General features: G+C 71.1%; 15 protein-coding genes and 1 riboswitch. Of the genes, 5 read left to right on the forward strand and 10 right to left on the reverse strand.

Translation table 11 applies throughout. The features are described 5' to 3' along the window. Window positions 1-7: 7 nt before the first annotated feature. A riboswitch (cyclic di-AMP (ydaO/yuaA leader) is annotated at window positions 8-142 on the reverse strand. A 235-nt stretch (window positions 143-377) separates the two neighbouring features. Beyond that, the gene (locus AB0N27_RS17330) at window positions 378-2,357 is read left to right on the forward strand and encodes a peptidoglycan recognition family protein (protein WP_364369964.1); all 1,980 of its coding nucleotides are present in this window, start codon (window positions 378-380) and stop codon (window positions 2,355-2,357) included. A 70-nt stretch (window positions 2,358-2,427) separates the two neighbouring features. Here AB0N27_RS17330 and AB0N27_RS17335 read toward each other — a convergent pair whose 3' ends face one another. The 5 genes from AB0N27_RS17335 to AB0N27_RS17355 form a co-directional block, all read right to left on the reverse strand. Then, window positions 2,428-3,441, reverse strand: coding sequence for an NlpC/P60 family protein (locus AB0N27_RS17335; protein WP_364369967.1), 1,014 nt, complete (start codon window positions 3,439-3,441; stop codon window positions 2,428-2,430). A 167-nt stretch (window positions 3,442-3,608) separates the two neighbouring features. Next, complete coding sequence (locus AB0N27_RS17340) at window positions 3,609-4,610, reverse strand: hemolysin family protein (RefSeq protein ID WP_364369970.1); 1,002 nt, start codon at window positions 4,608-4,610, stop codon at window positions 3,609-3,611. Further along, window positions 4,603-5,916: a hemolysin family protein gene (locus AB0N27_RS17345; RefSeq protein ID WP_364369973.1), complete on the reverse strand. Its 1,314-nt coding sequence runs from the start codon at window positions 5,914-5,916 to the stop codon at window positions 4,603-4,605. Before AB0N27_RS17345 ends, AB0N27_RS17340 begins: the two co-directional genes overlap by 8 nt. 117 nt (window positions 5,917-6,033) lie before the next feature. Continuing rightward, a complete protein-coding gene (locus tag AB0N27_RS17350; RefSeq protein WP_364369976.1) occupies window positions 6,034-8,232 on the reverse strand; it encodes a (Fe-S)-binding protein in 2,199 nt (732 codons plus the stop codon). Between the two features lie 288 nt (window positions 8,233-8,520). Then, window positions 8,521-8,784, reverse strand: coding sequence for a cell division protein CrgA (locus AB0N27_RS17355; protein WP_357989847.1), 264 nt, complete (start codon window positions 8,782-8,784; stop codon window positions 8,521-8,523). Window positions 8,785-9,006: 222 nt separating this feature from the next. Between AB0N27_RS17355 and AB0N27_RS17360 the strand changes: the two genes are divergently transcribed. From AB0N27_RS17360 to AB0N27_RS17375, 4 genes are read left to right on the forward strand one after another with little or no spacing between them, the layout of a single operon-like run. Beyond that, window positions 9,007-9,810 carry a DUF881 domain-containing protein gene (locus AB0N27_RS17360; protein WP_364369979.1) on the forward strand — a complete coding sequence of 268 codons (804 nt, stop codon included), beginning with the start codon at window positions 9,007-9,009 and terminating at the stop codon, window positions 9,808-9,810. Then, on the forward strand, window positions 9,807-11,399 hold the full coding sequence (locus AB0N27_RS17365; RefSeq protein WP_364369983.1) for a class E sortase: 1,593 nt from the start codon (window positions 9,807-9,809) through the stop codon (window positions 11,397-11,399). Before AB0N27_RS17360 ends, AB0N27_RS17365 begins: the two co-directional genes overlap by 4 nt. A 4-nt stretch (window positions 11,400-11,403) precedes the next feature. After that, window positions 11,404-11,688, forward strand: coding sequence for a hypothetical protein (locus AB0N27_RS17370; protein WP_139586791.1), 285 nt, complete (start codon window positions 11,404-11,406; stop codon window positions 11,686-11,688). A 2-nt stretch (window positions 11,689-11,690) separates the two neighbouring features. Continuing rightward, window positions 11,691-12,341 (forward strand): aminodeoxychorismate/anthranilate synthase component II, encoded by a 651-nt coding sequence (locus tag AB0N27_RS17375; RefSeq protein ID WP_364369986.1) that lies wholly within the window; start codon window positions 11,691-11,693, stop codon window positions 12,339-12,341. A 3-nt stretch (window positions 12,342-12,344) separates the two neighbouring features. On the opposite strand, the gene AB0N27_RS17380 is transcribed toward AB0N27_RS17375, so the two are convergent. The 5 genes from AB0N27_RS17380 to AB0N27_RS17400 are packed head-to-tail and all read right to left on the reverse strand — an operon-like array spanning window position 12,345 to window position 19,282. After that, complete coding sequence (locus AB0N27_RS17380) at window positions 12,345-13,010, reverse strand: ElyC/SanA/YdcF family protein (RefSeq protein WP_364369989.1); 666 nt, start codon at window positions 13,008-13,010, stop codon at window positions 12,345-12,347. Between the two features lie 48 nt (window positions 13,011-13,058). Beyond that, entirely contained in the window at window positions 13,059-14,876 is a 1,818-nt protein-coding gene (gene pknB / locus AB0N27_RS17385; protein WP_364369992.1) for a Stk1 family PASTA domain-containing Ser/Thr kinase, read from the reverse strand. Next, a complete protein-coding gene (locus AB0N27_RS17390; RefSeq protein WP_364369995.1) occupies window positions 14,873-16,288 on the reverse strand; it encodes a protein kinase in 1,416 nt (471 codons plus the stop codon). Before AB0N27_RS17390 ends, pknB begins: the two co-directional genes overlap by 4 nt. Before the next feature lies 1 nt (window position 16,289). Further along, the gene (locus AB0N27_RS17395; protein WP_364369998.1) at window positions 16,290-17,795 is read right to left on the reverse strand and encodes a penicillin-binding protein 2; all 1,506 of its coding nucleotides are present in this window, start codon (window positions 17,793-17,795) and stop codon (window positions 16,290-16,292) included. Beyond that, window positions 17,792-19,282: an FtsW/RodA/SpoVE family cell cycle protein gene (locus AB0N27_RS17400; RefSeq protein ID WP_364370001.1), complete on the reverse strand. Its 1,491-nt coding sequence runs from the start codon at window positions 19,280-19,282 to the stop codon at window positions 17,792-17,794. The genes AB0N27_RS17395 and AB0N27_RS17400 overlap by 4 nt, the downstream gene beginning before the upstream one ends. Between the last annotated feature and the right edge of the window lie 21 nt (window positions 19,283-19,303).

Consider the following 19,303-nt stretch of genomic DNA (forward strand, 5'->3'; position numbering starts at 1 on the left):
TCCGTTCTCCTTCTTCCTGACCGCCTACCGGGTTAGCTGACGGGTTCGGGCGGGAAGTTGCGCCCTACCGCAGTGGCTGCGGATTCACCCCGGGGGACGTGGGTCCCCGGTTCGCTCGGAAGCGACTCGGCGGTGTCGGTCCGTTACCGCCCGGGCTGGGCGGACCTGCTGTCGGGCCGACAAATGACCAGAGTAGAGACGCCCGTTACCGATCCGCAACCCGTGCGGCCGTGACACTCCGTACCGATTGGAGAGAGTCACGGGGCGTACGCGAAGATTTCTTTCCGAAGACTTCGACAGATGGAAAGGTATTGACGCGGGCTCCCGGGCGGCGCGAAGGTGACCTCACCTTCATCCGCGCAAATCTGGGGGGTTCGATGCACCGTCCAACCCTGTCCGCCGGCCGGCTCGCCCTGCTCGCCGCCGCCGTGGTCGCCGCCTCGACCGCGATACCGCCACCCGCTGGCGCCGCAGCGGCGCCCGCCCCCGACCGCCAGCAGCAGTACGCCGCCGCGGCGACTGAGTACGGCGTGCCGACCACCGTGCTGCTCGGTGTCTCCTACCTGGAGTCCCGCTGGGACAGCAACGCCGGCACACCGAGCACCAGCGGCGGCTACGGCCCGATGCACCTGACCGACGCCCGCCACGTGGCCGCCCTGCCCGGACGCGGCCACCACGACACCGGCACCGAGGACCCGCGTGGCGACGACTCCCGGCCCGCGCTGGCACCCGCGACCGCGCCCGCCGAGGACCCCGCGCCGCCCCCGGCCGCGTTGCAGACCGTGGACGCCGCCGCCGCGCTGACCGGCGCCGCACCCGAGTCGCTGCGTACCGACCCGAACGCCAACATCCGTGGCGGGGCGGCGCTGCTCGCGTCGTACCAGCGGGAGTTGGGTGCCCCGGTCGGAGCCGGCACCGACCCGGCCACCTGGTACGGCGCGGTGGCCCGCTACGCCGGCGCGGACAGCGCCGACGCGGCGGCGGCCTTCGCCGACGAGGTCTTCACCACGATCAGCGCCGGCGAGTCCCGGGTGACCGACGACGGCCAGCGGATCACGCTGCCGGCCAGCGCGGTACGACCGGAGCGTTCCTGGCTGGACCGGCTGGGTCTGCGTCGCCTCGCCCGCCCGGACGGGCTGGAGTGCCCCCGCACCATCTCCTGCGAGTGGATCCCGGCGCCCTACCAGGCGTTCGGCGACGGCGACTACGGCAACCACGACCTCTCCGACCGGCCCGCCCGGCAGAAGATCGAGTACATCGTCATCCACGACACCGAGGCGAGCTGGGCGACCACGCTGAAACTCGTCCAGGACCCGACGTACGTGAGCTGGCACTACTCGCTGCGGTCGGTGGACGGGCACATCGCCCAGCACGTCAAGACCAAGGACGTCGGCTGGCACGCCGGCAACTGGTACGTCAACGCCAAGTCGATCGGGCTGGAGCACGAGGGCTTCGCCGCCCAGGGCACCTGGTACACCGAGGCGATGTACCGGACCTCGGCGAAGCTCGTCCGGCACCTCGCGCTGCGGCTCGGCATCCCGCTGGACCGTCAGCACATCATCGGTCACGACAACGTGCCAGGCACCGTCGCGTCGACAGTACGCGGGATGCACTGGGACCCGGGGCCGTACTGGGACTGGACGCACTACTTCGACCTGCTGCACGCCCCGCGACTGGACACCGGCACCCCGGCCACCGGCCTCGTCCGGATCGACCCGGACTACGCCACCAACCAGCCCGCGTTCATCGGATGCGTCACCCCCGGCGTGCCGTGCACACCGCGCGGCTCCTCGTCGGTGGTGCTGCGCACCGCGCCGTCCGCGGACGCGCCGCTGGTGAACGACATCGCGCTGCGCCCCGACGGCACCCCGAACACCATGGAGGTGTCCGACCACGGCGCCCGGGCCTCCGCCGGCCAGACGTACGCCCTCGCAGGGCGGCAGGGCGACTGGACGGCCATCTGGTACCTCGGACAGAAGGCCTGGTTCCACAACCCGGCGTCCGCCCCCACCGCGAGCTGGACCGTCGGCGTGGTTGCCGTCCCGAAGCCCGGCCGGGCCACCATCCCGGTGTACGGGCGGGCGTACCCGGAGGAGGCCGCCTACCCCGAAGGCGTGCCCTACCAGACCATCTCCCCGTTGCAGTACACCCTGGCCGCCGGTCAGCGGTACTCCGTCGGCGCGGTGCTGGCCGGCGAGTACTACCGGGCCAGCACGTTCGACGGCTCATCGCCCGGCGACTGGACGGTGATCCGCGGCAAGAACCGGTACGCGCAGATCCAGTTCGGCCACCGCATCATGTACGTCAACCTGGACGACGTGCAGTTGCTGCCCTCCCCGGTGGGCGCGCCCCGCTGACCGGCAACTCCTGAGAAACCACGACGGCCCCCGGTCGGTGACCGGGGGCCGTCGTCGTGCCTGGGGCGGATCAGCCGGGTCTGCGGAACCCGGCGACCGGCATCGTGTTGATGCTGGACACCTGCACAGGTTTACCGGCACGTGGCGCGTGCACCATCTGGCCATTGCCCAGATACAGCCCGACATGGCTCAGGCCGGAGAAGAAGAAGACCAGATCACCGGGGCGGGCGTCGGCTCGCGAGACAGCCTTGCCCTCGTTCCACTGGTCACCCGTGTGGTGGGTGAGGTAGATCCCCGCCGACTTGTACGCGTACTGGGTCAGACCCGAGCAGTCGAACGAGTTCGGGCCGGTGGCACCCCAGACGTACGGGTCGCCGACCTGCTGGCAGGCGGTCTTGATCGCCTTCTGGGCGGCCGCGTTGACCACGCCGTTGATGGTCGGGCAACCGGGGGTCTTGACAGTGGTCTTCGGCAGAGACGCCTCGAGCTTCTTGATCTCGACGTCGATCTGCTTCTTCTTCGCGGCCAGCTCGTTCTGCTGCCGCGTCTGCGTGGTGATCAGCGCGTCGAGCTTCTGCTTCTCGCCGTCGTACTTGGCCCGCACGGCAAGCACACCCTCGACCTCCTTGCGCTCCAGCGCGGCGAGCCGGTCCAGAACGGTGAGCTGCTCGGTGAGGGTGTCCGGCTTGGCGGCGACCAGCAGGGCGCCGATGTCGTGCGACGGGCCGGAGATGTAGTAGCGGGAGGCGAGGTCACCGACCCGGTTGAGGGCCAGCTCGCTCTGCAGCGCCAGAGGCTCGATCTTCTTCTGCAGGTCGGCCGACTTCTTGCGGTTGACCTGCAGCTGCGCCCGCACCTTGTTGTACTGCTCGATGGTGGGCTCCAACTGCTCCCACTGCTTGTCGATCTGGGCCTCGATCTCGTCGACCGTGGGCTCGGCCTGTGCCGGCGCGGCGAGTATACCGGCACCGACGGCCGCCGCGGCGACCAGGACGAGCAGACGGTGGGCGACCCGGCGCAGACTGCCCGGCCGCGCGGACAGCCCCGGGGCGTGACGATGAGGGGGCATGGTTGCCACCGGCATCGACTCCTTTGCAACCGACCGCCGGGCGCCTCGCGTGAGGGAAGGGCCGAGGCAGACGACCCACAGCGGTCGGTGCCCCACATTAGGGAAGCGCCGGACCGGAATCAAGGCGAACCCGGTCACGGTTACTGTCACGCAACCGCTTGCACACCAAGGGTATTGGTCGATCAGCCAACGATTGCGGTCAATACGTCATCGAGCGTCACCACACCGAGCGGACGCCGGCCGTCGCTGACCAGCACCATGTGCCGCCGTTCGCGACGCATCGCGAGCAGCAGATCCGCCAACGTACGCTCCGGCGGGACCACCGCCAGCGGCCGGTACACCTGCGCCGGCACCGGTGCCCGACGACTCTGCCCGGCATAGCCGAGCACGTCCTTGACGTGCACGAAACCGAGCACCCGCCGGGTCGACCGCTGCACCACGGGAAAACGGGACCTACCGGTCCGGGTCGCCAACACCTCGAGCGACGCCGGCGAGACGTCCTCGGCCACCGTCACCACAGTCGACCACTGCTGCAACGCGTCCGCCGCGGTCCGCGCGTGCAGCGCCAGCGCCCCCGTGATCCGGGCGTGCTGCTCGGCGTCCAACAGCCCCTCGGTGCGCGCCTGGGAGACCAGACCTGCCAACTCCTCGGCGGTGAACACCGTCTTCACCGCCTCGGACGCCTCGATCCGCCAGAACGCGAGCACCCGGCGGGCCGCCCACTTCATCGCCAGCAGCAGCGGCTTGGTGGCCACACAGAACGCCAACATCGCCGGGCCGAGCCACAGCGCCGAGACCTCCGGACCGGCAAGCGTGATGTTCTTCGGCACCATCTCGCCGACGACCGTGTGCAGGAAGACCACCACGCCGAGCGCCAGCACGAACGCCACCGGGTGCACCGCCCGCTCCGGCAGGCCCGCCGCGTGGAACGGCGGCTCCAGCAGATGCGCGAGCGCCGGCTCGGCGATCGCGCCCAGCCCCAGCGAACAGACAGTGATGCCGAGCTGGGCGCCGGCGATCATCAGCGGAATCTGGTTCATCGCCGACAGCGCCCACCGGGCCCGCTTCGAACCGGCGGCCAACGGCTCGATCACCGTACGCCGGGACGCGATGAGCGCGAACTCGCTGCCGACGAAGAACCCGTTGCCGAGCAGCAGCACCACCGTCACCAGCAGCTCAGTCATCGTCGTCCGGATCTGCCGGGCGCAGCACCCGGACCTGCTCGATCCGGTGCCGCTCCACCTCCACCACTGTGAACTCCCAACCCTGCTCCTCGACCGTCTCGCCGACCAGCGGGATGTGCCCGAGCCGCGCCATGAGATACCCGGCCAGCGTCTCGTACGGGCCGTCGGGCAGCCGGAACCCGGTCTGCTCGGCCACCTCGTCGGACCGCAGCACCCCGTCCACCAGCACCGTGCGTTCCCCACCGGGCACGGTCAGCCCGACCGGGTCGACATCGTCCACCGTGGCCGGATCGAACTCGTCGGCGATCTCCCCGACCAACTCCTCGACCAGGTCCTCGACGGTCACCACGCCGTCCGTGCCGCCGTACTCGTCGACCACGATCGCCAGGTCGGCCCCTGCCGACTTCAACGCGGCCAGTACGCCGTCCAGGTTGAGGCTCTCCGGCACGTACACCGGCTCGCGGGCCACCGAGCCGACAACTGTCGACGCCCGCGCGGCCAGCGGCACGCCCAGCGCGTCCGGCACGCCGGCCACCCCGGTGACCAGGTCCAGGGTCTCCTCGTACACCGGGAAGCGCGTCCGTCCCGTCCGCCGGGATTCCTCCAGCAGCTCGGCCACGGTGGCGGTGGCCCGCAGCGCCACCACGTCCACGCGGGGCGTCATCGCCTCGGCCGCCCGCTTGTCACCGAACCGGATCGTGCGACGCAGCAGCATCGCCGTGTCGGTGGGCAGCGCGCCGGCCCGGGCGGAGATGGCCGCCAGGAGGCCCAGCTCCTCCGGTGAGCGGGCGCTCGCCAACTCCTCCTGCGGTTCCACCCCGAGCGCCCGCACCAGCCGGTTCGCCGAGCCGTTCAACCCCCGGATCAGCCAGCCGAACGCGCGGGAGAAGGCGTGCATCGGGCCGGCGGTGGCAAGCGCGGCGGGCATCGGCCGGGCCAGCGCGGCGTTCTTCGGCACCAGCTCACCGAAGAGCATGGAGAGCAGGGTGGCCAGCGCCAGCGCCAGGAACGGCGTGAACCGCTCGGCGCCGTCCCCCGCGACCGGACGCAGCACCGGGGTGAAGATGCGCGCCAGGGCCGGCTCGGCCAGGTAGCCGGTGAGCAGCGCCGTGATGGTGATGCCGAGCTGCGCCCCGGAGAGCTGGAAGGACAGCTCACGCAGTGCGGCGCGTACCGTCAGTGCGGCCTGGTCGCCGGCGGCGGCCCGCCTGTCGATTTCCGCGCGGTCGACCGTGACCAGGGCGAACTCGGCCGCGACGAAGAACGCGTTGCCCGCGGTCAGCGCGACGAAGCCGACCAGGGGCAACAGCGTCGTCCAGAGTAGGCCGTCGATGTCGCCTCACCTCGGCGAGATTCTTGCACGACGACGGCGGCCCGCAGGGGGCCGCCGTCGTCGATGTTCAGATCCCAGGTGTACGCGGCCTCAGCCGGCGACCGGCGCGCTCTCCTTGCCGCCCTGCGGCTGCTCCGGCTTGACCGAGCGGAGCAGCACGGTGGCCACGTCGATCACCTCGACCTGCTCACCGGCGCCCTTGCCGTTGACGCCGTCGCTGAGCATCGTCGAGCAGAACGGGCAGCCGACCGCCACCGTCTTCGCGCCGGTGGCCATGGCCTCCTCGACACGGTCCACGTTGATCCGCTTACCGATCTTCTCTTCCATCCACATCCGGGCGCCGCCGGCGCCGCAGCAGAAGGAGCGCTCGCTGTTGCGCGGCATCTCGGCGATCTCGCCCTCGATGGCGTCGCCCAGCACCTCGCGGGGAGCGGCGAAGACCCGGTTGTGCCGACCCAGGTAGCAGGGGTCGTGGTAGGTGACCCCGCCGTCGACCGGCTGCACAGGCGTGAGCTTGCCGGTGGAGACCAGGTGGGCCAGCAGCTGGGTGTGGTGGACCACCTCGAACTCCCCGCCGAGCTGGCCGTACTCGTTGCCCAGGGTGTTGAAGCAGTGCGGGCAGGTCGCGACGATCTTGCGCTTGGCCTTCTCCCGGCCCTCGAACGCCTCGTTCAGTGTCTCGACGTTCTGCTGGGCGAGCATCTGGAAGACGAATTCGTTGCCGATCCGCCGCGCCGGGTCGCCGGAGCAGGTCTCACCCTCACCGAGGATCGCGAACTTCACGCCCGCCTCGTTGAGCAGCGTGGCCACCGCGCGGGTGGTCTTCTTGGCCCGGTCCTCGAACGCGCCGGCGCAGCCGACCCAGAACAGGTACTCGAAGTCGTCCACCTCGCCGACCCGGGGCACCTCGAAGTCCAGACCCTTGGTCCAGTCCTCGCGGGTGTTCTGCGGGGCACCCCACGGGTTGCCCTTGTTCTCCAGGTTGCGCAGCATCACGCCGGCCTCGGACGGGAAGCTCGACTCGATCAGCACCTGGTATCGGCGCATGTCGACGATGTGGTCGACGTGCTCGATGTCCACCGGGCACTGCTCGACGCAGGCGCCGCAGGTCGTGCAGGACCAGAGCACGTCCGGGTCGATGACGCCACCGGACTCGGCGTCGCCGATCAACGGCTTGTCGCCCTCGGCGAGCGACAGGACGTCCAGGTGGGCAAGCTGCGCCTGGGTGGCCTTCTCCTCGCCGGTGAGGTCCTTGCCGCCGCCGGCCAGCAGGTACGGCGCCTTGGCGTACGCGTGGTCACGCAGGCTCAGCACGAGCAACTTGGGTGACAGCGGCTTGCCGGTGTTCCAGGCCGGGCACTGCGACTGGCAGCGACCGCACTCGGTGCAGGTGCTGAAGTCCAGCAGGCCCTTCCAGCTGAACTGCTCGACGTGGGCGACGCCGAACTGGTCCTTCTCCGGGTCCGCCTCCTCGAAGTCGAGCGGCTTGCCCTGGCTCGTCATCGGGCGCAGCGCGCCGAGGCCGGAGCCGGCCGGCTTGGCCGGCTCACGCTTGAAAAAGATGTTGGGGAACGCCAGGAACCGGTGCCAGGCGACGCCCATCGTGACGTTCAGGGAGATGACGATCAGCCAGGTCATCGAAATGATGATCTTGATGGCGGCGGCGACGCTGACCCCGTCCGCCCAGTCGGGCAGGACCGCACCGAAGGCGTGGCTCACCGGGGTGGCCCAGAACGGGAACTCGAAGTGGTCGGTGGCGACCTTGAAGCCCCTGATCACGAACCCGAAGATCAGGACCAGGAGCACGATCCACTCGACGAAGTAGCCCTGCCACATGGTCGAGCCGGTGAACCGGGAGCGCCCGCCCGGCCGGTTCGGCCGGTTACGCAACCGGATCGCCATCAGCACCAGGATGCCGACCAGGCCCAGCACACCGATGATCTCGGTGACCAGGCCGAAGATCGTCCAGTGGCCGATGACCGGCAGCCCGCCGTTGGTGGTGCCCACCTCGAAGTACGCCTCGAGCACCAGCAGCGACAGCACGATGAACCCGACCATCACGAACCAGTGCGCCGCCCCCACCACGCTCCACTTGAGCATCCGGGTGTGGCCGGCGGTCTCCACAAGCATGGTCTTCGTCCGGGCACCCTTGTCGGCGAACCGCTCCGGCGCGGGCTGGCCGAGCCGGATGACGGCCGTCATCTTCAGGACCGCACGCACCGCCAGCCACACCGCCACGGCGGTGATGCCGGCCGCGAGGATCGTGGTGACGATCTGGACGCTGCCCATCGAGTTGGCCTCCCGGTCTGCTGCCTGTCGAGCGGCTCGGCGACCGGGGGCCGGATCAGGGCGCAGACGGCGTCACGCCGTTACCGCACCCGCGACCGGACCGGTCGATGACCTCGCTCCGCTCGGTCATGCAGTGCAGCCTACGCGCAAGGTTACTTAGCAGTAACGTGAGTCATCTCGCACCGGCCACGCCGCCCTGCGGACACCATAGGGTGCCCCGCCCAGTCCTGCCGGGCAGGGGCACGTGAGGTGACGTGGATCCTCCGGCGTCTCGGCGCCGGAGCCGACTCAGCGCCAGCGGGAGAGCAGCACCAGCGAGGCGACCATCGCACCGAAGCCCACCGCGAGGTTCCAGTAACCCCACGACATGACCGGGTACTGCTGCTCGGAGAGGTAGTAGACGACAAGCCAGCCGATGCCGGCGACGATCAGGGCGACAGCGGTGACCGGCAACCACACCGGGCTAGGCTTGCGCGACGTCGCCGCCGTCGTCGGACGCACGTCCGTCGGCGGGGTGTACACCTTCTTCTTGCGGACCTGTGACTTGGGCACGACGCTCTCCAGAGGGGGTGACGACCTCGTCCGGCCTGACAACCGGGCGCGGGGGCGACGGTCCATGGCCAATAATGTTCGAGAGCTAGCGTAGTCCGGAACGCCCGCCCGGACCACGAATGGGGTCAGGCCGGTGCACGGAGTGACCGAAAAAGGCGGGACTGTTCGCATCACCGGCCGGGCCGGGGCGGACCGATCCCCGACACGCGGAAGGAACGCTCGGTGGAGTACACATCCGGCGCTGCCTCCTGGCAGAAGGTCCTCCGACGGGCCGGCGCCGGGCTCCTGCCCCGGCGACCTCGCCAACGTCGACCGGGCTGGTCGATCGGGGTGCCCCTGATCGCCGCCGCGGCCGGGCTGCTCTTCACCACCTCCGCCACCACCGCCGACGGCACCGCGCTGCGCGAGGATCGTCGGCCGCAGCTCAACCAGTTCATCGAGGACCGCCGCGAGCAGGTAGCGGGGAGCGAACGCCGGGCCGCCGAACTGCGCGGCGAGGTCGAACAACGGACCGACTCGCTCGCCGACTCGGACGGCCCGATCAAGGCCCAGCGGGACCGCGCCGCAGGCAGCCTCCAGGCCGCCGGCTTCACCGCGCTCGCCGGTCCCGGCGTGACTGTCGAGCTGAACGACGCGCCGCAGTCGGACCAGGTCCACCCGGACGCCAGCAACGACGACCTGGTGGTGCACCAGGGTGACGTCCAGGCGGTGGTCAACGCGCTGTGGGCCGGCGGGGCGGAGGCCATGTCAATCATGAACGTCCGCGTGCTTGCGACCAGCGCGGTACGCTGCGTCGGTAACACCCTGCTGCTCCACGGGCGGGTGTACTCCCCACCGTTCAAGATCGTAGCAATCGGCGATCCCGCTGCCCTTCAGCAGGCCCTCGCCGGTTCCGAGGGAGTCCGGTTGTTCAAGGACGCAGTCGACGACTACCAGCTCGGTTACAAGGAGGAGGCCGTCGCCAGGGTGACGGTGCCGGCGTTCGAGGACTCGACCGCCCTGCGTTCGGCTACGGTGCCCAGGTGAGCGGCGCGGACGGGCGACACCGGGACCAGGCGGACGATCCGACGGAGTTCCTGCCGAAGGTCGACCGACCCGAGCCGTCGGCCCGGCCCGGCCCGGCGAGCAACTGGCCCACCCCGGAGCTGCCGACCCGCCCCCGGGCCACGCGCCCACCGACGAGCCCCGAGCCGCCGGCCGCAGTGCCCCCGCCAGCCGCAATACCGCCGCCAGCTGCCGCGCCGGCCGCGATGCCGCCGTCCGTTGGCGCGCCGCCGCCCTGGCCCGGTGCCGCGACACCCGGACCGCACGCCGGATCTGGCCGTCCCCCCGCGACTCCCGGTCGACCGACCGCGCCCAACCAGGCCCCGGCCCGCGCGAGCAGCCTCGGCGACCTGCCCACCCGCACCCCCGCACCGGGATCGTCGAGCCGGCCACCGGCCACCGGAGGCACGCCAGGCCCGCCGCAGGCCACGCCGACCAGCCCGGGTACGCCCGCAGGGCTACCGCCGCGGCCGTCCGCTCCCGGCCCCGCGATCCGACCGGCGGCCTCGGACACTCCGATCCCAGCGGGTGGTGACGCGCCCACCGCGTTCATCCCCAAGGTCGGCGCCGGTCCCGCACGGCCGAGCGCCTCCCCGACCTCACCAGCCGGCTCGATCCCCCCGGCCGGGCCCCAGCGCGCCGTCGACCCGTCCGCCACCGCGCTGATCCCCACCGTCTCCGGCGGCCCGTCGGTCCGCCCGCCGGCCATGGACTCGACGGCCCTGATGGGCGCCGTGCCCCGTACGCCGACGACCGACGACCCGACAGGCGCCAGCGACAGCCCCGCCGAGCCTCCCCGGCCCCGCCGCGGTGAGCGGGTGGTCCAGCTCCGGCCGCACCAGACCGGTGAGGGCTACAAGAGCGTCTACTCGGAGCTCACCCGGCCGTCGTTCGCCTCCCGGGTGCGTACCGGCATCCGGATCTCCGGCGAAGTCCTCATCACCTTCGGCCTCGTGGTGCTGCTCTTCGCCGGCTACGAGGTGTGGGGCAAGTCGGCAATCGTCGACGCCCACCAGAACGACCTCAGCAGCCAACTCGCCGAGGCGTGGGCCCCCACCGACTCCCCGACCGTCGCGCCGTCGGCCGCCGCGCCCAGCGCCAAGCCGTCCCCGCCGGTGCACGGCAAGCCGATCGCGGGCCTCTACATCCCCAAGCTCGACAAGAACTGGGTGGTGGTCGAGGGCGTCACCCAGGCCGACATCAGGTACGCCCCCGGTCACTACCCGACAAGCGCGATGCCCGGCCAGATCGGCAACTTCTCCGTGGCGGGCCACCGCAACCGGGCCACCTTCTGGCGGCTCGACGAGCTCGACGACGGCGACGCGATAGTCGTCGAGGGCAAGACCGACTGGTACGTCTACCGGGTGGCCCAGACCCGGATCGTCAAGCCGACGCAGGTCGAGGTGGTGGCCCCGGTGCCCGGCGAGCCGGACAAGAAGCCGACCAAGCGGATGCTCACCCTCACCACCTGCAACCCCAAGTTCGACAACTACCAGCGGCTGATCGTCCACGCCGAGCTGGACCGGACCCAACCCAAGTCGGCGGGCCGCCCGGCCGAGCTGGGAGGCTGACCCGATGTACGCGTTCATCTGGCGCAAGCTGCCCTTCGGCCTGCCCGGAAAGCTGGCCGGTTCGGTGCTGCTCGCCGCCGCCGCGGTGGCCCTGCTCTGGTACGTGGCCTTTCCGTGGGCCGAACCACTGCTGCCCTTCGACGACGTGCAGGTCACCCAGGATTCGGGGGTGCCCGGTGACCCGGGCGGCGGTGACGCCGTGACCGGGGAGACCCCGGCCGGCGACGAGCACGACCTGCCGTACGACACCGACCAGAACAACCCCGCGCCTCCCTCCCCGAGCAGGTGACCATGCGCGTCCTGGTGATCGACAACTACGACTCGTTCGTCTTCAACCTGGTGCAGTACCTCGGCCAGCTCGGCGTGGAGTGCGAGGTCCGCCGCAACGACGAGATCGACGTCGCCGAGGTGGGCCGGGTGGGCGCGGCGGGTGTCCTGCTCTCACCCGGGCCGGGCAGCCCCGACCGCGCCGGCATCTGCCTGGACGTCATCCGGCAGTACGCGGGCGAGCTGCCGATCTTCGGCGTGTGCCTCGGCCACCAGGCGATCGGGGAGGCGTTCGGCGCGACAGTCGACCGCGCCCCCGAGCTGCTGCACGGCAAGACCTCCGAGGTACGACACCGCTCGGTAGGCGTCCTCGCAGGCCTGTCGGACCCGTTCACCGCCACCCGGTACCACTCACTCGCGGTGCTGCCCGAGACGCTCCCCGACGAGCTGGAGGTCACCGGCTGGACCGGCTCGGGCGTCGTGATGGCGATGCGGCACCGGACGCTGCCCATCGAGGGCGTGCAGTTCCACCCGGAGTCGGTGCTCACCGAGGGCGGGCACCTGATGCTCGCGAACTGGCTGGCCGGCTGCGGCCACCCCGAGGCGCTGGAACGCGCCCCCTCGCTGGCCGCCGAGGTGGACGCCCGCCGCCGGGCCGCCTTCGCCGCCGCCTGACGGTCAGCTCCCCCGCAGCGCGTCCCGGACCGCCGGATCGGCCGGCGAACGGACCGCCGGTGACCGGCCGCGGACCGCGTCCCACGCCGCCTTGCCGCTGGCGAAGTAGTCCCGTGCCGACTTCTCGACGAGCAGGGCGCGCCCGCAACCGGGGCAGCCGGCGGTCACCCCGTCGGCGTCGAGGCCGAGATGCCGGCACAGCGTCACCGCTCGGGACAGGTGGTAGGACTGCGTGACGATAAGCGCCCGCTCGATGCCGTACACGTCGCGGGCCCTGGCGCAACTGTCGTAGGTGTCCAGGCCGAACGGGTCGGCCACCACCCGTTTCGGGTCGACACCCAGCTCGGCGAGGTACGACGTCATCACTGCCGTCTCGTCACCCGACGCGCCGCCGCCGTCACCGGAGACGAGGACGACAGTCGCCCGCCCGCTGGTCACCAGGGCGGCGGCGGTTTCCAGCCGGCCGGCGAGCCGTTCGCCTGGCCGCTGCCGGTCGGCCGCCACGGCGGTGCCGAGCACGATGACCACGTCTGCCCTGGGGGCGTCTGCCGCGTCGTACACGTGGCCGCGCGCGGAGATCGTCGTCCACAGCCACGGCAGACTGACGAGCAGCAGCAGGACGGCACCGAGGACGGCCAGGCGACGCAGCCGCCGTGGCCACCGCTTCACCGGCCGGGCATCGTCACTCACACCGTTGCCCGCACGCCGTGCCCGGAATCAATCCTGCGGAAGCCGGGACGGCGGGGGCGGGAACGGCAGACCGATGCCACCTCCGTTGCCAGGCGTGGTCGGCGTGGTCGTCGGAGTGACCGAAGGCGTCACGGAGGGAGTCGGGTCGGTCTCCGGCTCGGGCTGACTGACCTTGATGGTCACCTTCGTACCCGTCGGCTTCTTGTCCTTGGCGTTCGGGCTCTGATCGGTGACCTTCCCCGCGTCGGCGGCAGGCACCTCCGGGCCCTCCTGGGTGACGACGGTGAAGCCGGCGTTGCGGAGGACCCGGGTGGCTTCCTCCTGGCTGAGCCCGACGACGTCCGGCACCTCGCGGACCTTGCCATTCGAGACGGTGAGCGTCACCTTCGTGCCCTCGGGGACGCGCTGCCCCGACGGGGGGTCGACACTGAGTACCTCGTCCTGGCTCGCCTCGCTGTTGATTTCCTTGACGTCGGCGACGAGATTCGCTTCCTCGAGACGGGCGATGGCGCTCTCCAGCTTGCTGCCCTTGAGGCCTACCGGGACTGTCACCTCGGGCGCGCCGCCACAGATCTGGATGGTGACCTGACGCGTCTCCTCCAGCCGCGCGCCCGGCTGCGGATTCTGCCGGACCACCGTGTCCTTCTGGCAGTTGCTCTCCATCACCGGCTCGCCCACCACCGCCTGGAAGCCGGCATTGCGGATCTCCGTGATCGCGGCTTCCTGACTCTTACCCGTGAGGGTGGGCACCGACTTCAGGTCCTTGCCCTGCTGGCTCCAGAGCAGGGCGGCGACCAGGGCGATCACCGCCAGCACGCCTACCGCGCTGAACATCGCGATCAGCCAGGACGACGCCTTGCGCTGCCGCGGATCGCCCACCCGGGCCGGGATCTGCCGGGTCTGCTGCCCAGCGGCGGCAGCCGGGTAGCCGCCCCCGCCACCGGCCGGGGCCATCGCCACCGTCTCCGCCTCGCGCATCACAGGCGTGGCCAGCACGGGCCGGCCGGCGGCGGCGCGGAGCAGATCGGCGCGCATCTCACCGGCGCTCTGGTAGCGGTTAAGCGGGTTCTTCGACAGCGCCTTGAGCACGATCGCGTCGACGGCCGGGGTGACGTCCGGGTTGATGTCGCTAGGCGTCGGCGGCGTCTCCCGTACGTGCTGGTACGCGACGCTTACCGGACTGTCGCCCACGAACGGCGGGTGCCCGCAGACCAGCTCGAAGAGCACGCAACCGGCGGCGTACACGTCGGAACGGGCGTCCACGGCCTCGCCGCGCGCCTGCTCCGGGGACAGGTACTGGGCCGTGCCGATCACCGCGCTGGTCTGCGTCATGGTGGTCGCGCCGCTGGCCAGGGCCCGGGCGATGCCGAAGTCCATCACCTTGACCTGGCCGGTCTGGGTGAGCATCACGTTGCCGGGCTTGATGTCCCGGTGGATGATGCCGTGCCGGTGGCTGAACTCCAGCGCCGCGCACATGTCGGCGCAGATCTCCAGCGCCCGGCGGGGTTGCAACCGACCCTCGGCGCCGAGCACCTCCTTGAGCGTCCGGCCGTTGACGAACTCCATGACGATGAACGGCAGCGTCTCGCCGGTCGGCGCGGTCTCCTCGCCGGTGTCGTAGACCGCCACGATCGCCGGGTGGTTGAGCGACGCCGCGTTCTGCGCCTCCCGCCGGAACCGCATCTGGAACGTCGCATCCCTGGCGAGGTCGGTGCGGAGCATCTTGATCGCGACGTCCCGACCGAGCCGGAGGTCGCGACCGCGGTGCACCTCGGCCATGCCGCCATAGCCGAGCAGCTCGCCGACCTGGTACCTGCCACCGAGCAGGCGGGCCTGCGCTGTCATCGCGTCTGTCGTCCTTCGCTCGTCGTCGTCCCGCCGTCGACCGGCTGGAGCCGTACCTCACGACGGTACGACGTCCGGGTCGGATCGTCGCGTCCGTCGGGCCGCAGCGCGCCGGACGTCGCCGCGTGCGGAGCCAGCGCACCGGTTTCGCCGGACTGCGACTGCTTCCGCAGGTTGTAGGAAATCACGCCCGAGCAGAGCAGGACCAGTACGGCGAGCAGGATGGCGAGAAGCACCATTCCGGGCCGGGACCTGTGGGGTTCGGGAGTGGATGGCGTCGGGCCGGCCTGCCGCACGTACGCCGGGGGGTGTTCCTGCCGGGTCTGTGCCGGCGGCACCGCCGCGGCGCCGCGCGGGTAGCCTGCCGCACCGGCCGGGGGCCGGGCGTACGGGACGGCCGGCGCGACGGCGGTGGGGCGGGGCTGCTGGGGCGGGGCGACGGCGGTCGGTCGCTGCCCGGCGGGCACCGGACGGTGCGGGGCGCCCGGTGCGCGGTGGTGCTGCGACTGGGGCACCTGGGCCCGACCGGGTGCCGCCGGTGAGGCCGGCGCTCCGGAGACCGGGCCGGGGTGACCGCCGCCCCGGGCCTGCTGGGAGAGCGCGGCCTTGAGCTGACGGGCGACCTGCGCGAGAGCCGCGGCGCTGGGCCAGCGCGCGGCCGGGTCCTTGGCCAACGCCCGTTCCACGACCGCCCGGACCTGCGGCGGGATGTCCGCGGGCAGTGGGCGGGGCGTCTCCCGGACGTGCCGCATGGCGATGTCGAGCGGGTTGTCACCCTCGAACGGGCGCCGCCCGGCGAGGCACTGGTACGCGACCACGCCGAGGGCGTACACGTCGGACGCCGGGGTGGCGACGCCGCCGGTGGCCTGCTCGGGCGAGATGTACGAGGCGGTGCCCAGCACCGACCCGGCGGCGGTGAGCTGGCCGACCAGGTCGGAGCGGGCGATGCCGAAGTCGGTGAGCACGAGCGTGCCGTTCGGCCGGACCAGCAGGTTGCCCGGCTTCACGTCCCGGTGCACGATGCCCTTCTCGTGCGCGGCGTGCAGCGCGTCGGCGGCCTGCGCGACGAGGGCCATCGTCCGGGCCGGGGTGAGCCGGCCGACCCGGCTCAGCGTCGACGACAGGGCGTCGCCCTCGACGTACTCCATGACCAGGAAGGCGATCTGCTGGTCGTTGCCGAAGTCGTAGACGTCCACGACTCCTGGGTGGTTGATGGTGGCCATCGTCCGGGCCTCGCCGCGGAAGCGTTCGGCGAAGTCCGGATCGTCGAGCAGGGCGGGGAGCAGGCTCTTCACCGCCACCGTCCGCCCGAGGACCTGGTCGGTGCCGCGCCACACGTCGCCCATGCCGCCGCTGGCGATCCGCTCGTCGAGACGGTAGCGGTTGCCGAGCTGGACCCCGGGGCTGAGCATGTCAGCGGCCCCCGGGGTCGGCGATGGCCGCGCGCATGATCTGACCGGCGATCCGGGCCGCCTCGGCGCTGCCACCGCTGCCTGCCTGCTCCAGCACCACGCAGACCGCGGAGACGGGCTTGTCGTTCTTGTCCAGGGCGAAGCCGATGAACCAGCCGTGGTCGGGCCGGTCCGGGGCGGACTGCGCGGTGCCGGTCTTGCCACCGACCTTGTAGCCGCTGATCGCGGCCTTCTTACCGGTCCCGTTCTGGACCACGCTGACCATCATGTCCCGCAGGTCGCCTGCGACCTGCGGGGTGACCGGCTGGCGCAGCTCCCGCGCGTTGGCGGTGTAGTAGCTGGTGGTGCGGTCCGGAGCGAGCAGTTGCCGCACCAGGTACGGCCGCATCTGCTTGCCGTTGTTGGCGACCGAGCCGGCGATCATGGCGCCCTCCAGCGGCGTCATCCGGACGTCTCGCTGACCGATCGAGGACTGGGCCAGCGCGGCCGGGTCGTCGCCGCCGTCGGTGTTCTGGATGGTGCCGGTCCGGCTGGCCGCCGTGGGCAGGCCACCCTCACCGAGCTGCCCGACAGTCAGGTCCTCCTGCTCGAAGCCGAACTGGCGGGCCTTCTCCTTGAGGGCGTTGGCGCCGAGTCGCACACCGAGCTGGGCGAAGCCGGTGTTGCACGACTCGGTGACCGCCTCCATCAGGGTGACCTGCGACTGCGGGCAGATCGAGGGGGCGGCGTTACGGATCGGCTCGCCGGACGTGGGAGGGGTGTAGCTGGAGCCGGCCGGGATCGGGGTGTTCTTCGTGACGCCGTTCTCCAGCGCCGCCGCCGCCACTACGATCTTGAAGGTGGAGCCCGGCGGCAGCGTCTCCCCGAGCGCCCTGTTGTTCAGTGGACGTTCCGGGTCCTGTTCCAGCTTGTTGAACGCGGCCGCCGCCTCGTCGGTGTCGTGGCTGGCCAGCGGGTTCGGGTCGAAGCTCGGCATGGAGACGAGCGCCTGCACCGCCCCGGTACTCGGGTCGATGGCGATGGCCGCGCCCCGCTTCGCCCCGACCTGGTTGTTGCGCATCTGGTCGTACGCCACGTCCTGGGCCCGCTTGGAGAGCGTGAGCAGCACGTTGCCGCCACCGGTCTGGTCACCTGTGAACATGTCCTTGAACCGGTCACCGATGAGCTGGTCGCTGGTGCCGGCCAGGAAGTCGTTCTCCACCTGCTCGATGCCCCGGTCCGCCAGGTTGACCGGCTTGTAGCCGAGCACGTGGGCGTACTTGGCGCCACCCGGGTAGGTGCGCAGGAACTTCAGCTTGCCGGTGGTCTCCTTGCTGGTGGCCAGTGCCGTGCCGCCGGCCTCGATGTTGCCGCGCTTGATCTTGTAGTCGGCGACCTGGACCCGACCGTTGTAGTCGCTGGTGCGGTACTCGTCCGCCTTGTAGGCCTGGATCCAGTTGAGATTGGCGAAGAGCAGACCGAACAGGACAATGACGACGACGCCGACGCGGCGCAGGGGTGCGTTCACGGCTTGATCACCTCCGTGGGGGCACCGTGCAGTTGCTCCGGCGGACCACCGGCGGGCCGGGCGGCCTTGCCGCCACCACCGGTGACCGGCCGGCGGGCTCCGTCGGAGACCCGCAGCAGCACCGCGATGAGCAACCAGTTGGCCATCAGTGACGAGCCACCTGCGGACAGGAACGGGGTGGTCTGACCGGTCAGCGGGATGAGCTTGCTGATCCCGCCGACGATCACGAAGACCTGCAGGCCGAGGGTGAACGCCAGACCACCGGCGAGCAGCTTGCCGAACGAGTCCCGTACCGCGAGCGCGGCACGCAGCCCCCGCTCCACGATCAGCAGGTAGACCACCAGCAGCGCGGAGAGCCCGAAGAGGCCGATCTCCTCGCCGATGCCGGCGAAGATGAAGTCGTTCTGCACCTCCGGCAGGATCTCCGGCTGGCCACCGCCCGGCCCCGCGCCGAAGAGCCCACCCGTGCCCAGGGCGAGCAGCCCCTGCACGAGCTGGTAGCCCTTGTCGGTCGGGTCGGCGAACGGGTCCAGCCAGATCTCCGCCCGCAGGTAGAAGTTGGCGAACGGGCCGCCGACAGTCGAGCCGAGGACGTACGCCAGGTAGGCGCCGCCGAAGAACAGGACCAGACCGATGAGCAGCCAACTGACCCGTTCGGTGGCGATGTAGAGGGTCACCACGAACATGCCGAAGTAGAGAAGCGAGGTGCCCAGGTCCTTCTCGAAGACGAGCACCAGGAGGCTGATCAACCAGACCACGACCACCGGGCCGAGGTCGCGCCCGCGCGGGAAGTCGATGCCGAGCACACGCCGACTGGCAAGTGACAGCACCTCACGCTTGCGCACCAGGTAGTAGGCGAAGAAGACAAGAAGCGCCAACTTGGCGAACTCACCCGGCTGGATCGAGAAACCGCCCACCCGGATCCACAGCTTGGCGCCGTTGATCTCCGAGATGCTGGACGGCAGCACCGCCGGAAGCATCACCAGCACGATGCCGGCCAACCCCAGGGTGTACGCGTACCGGGACACCGAGCGGTGGTCTCTCATGATGGCGAGCAGGCCGGCGGCGAGGATCACCGAGGCGAGCGTCCACGCCAACTGTCGCCCCCCGATGCCCGCGAACACCGCAAGGCTCTCCCGGTCGGCCACCGGCGCGTCACCCAGGTCGATGCGGCGCAGAAAGCCCACCCCGAGGCCGTTGAGCAGGGCCACCGCCGGCAGCAGGGCCGGGTCGGCGAACGGGGCGAGAAACCGGATGACCAGGTGCAGGCCGAGGAAGACCGCGCCGAGTGCGGCGGCGGGCATCCAGAAGTCCGGGGTGACGGTGTCGAGCAGGTTCGCCTCAACCGTCGCCCCGTACGCGGCCACCAGCACCATGGCGAGCAGCAGCAGGGACAGCTCGGCGTTGCGTCGGGACCGGGCCAGGCGTACGCCGGACTGCCCGCCCGTGGTCGCGGGCGAGGGCGCCGGTGTGGCCGCTACGGTCACGGGTGGAATCCTCGGGATCTC

Source organism: Micromonospora sp. NPDC093244, from assembly GCF_040683695.1.
In the GTDB taxonomy this organism is placed as follows: Bacteria; Actinomycetota; Actinomycetes; order Mycobacteriales; family Micromonosporaceae; genus Micromonospora.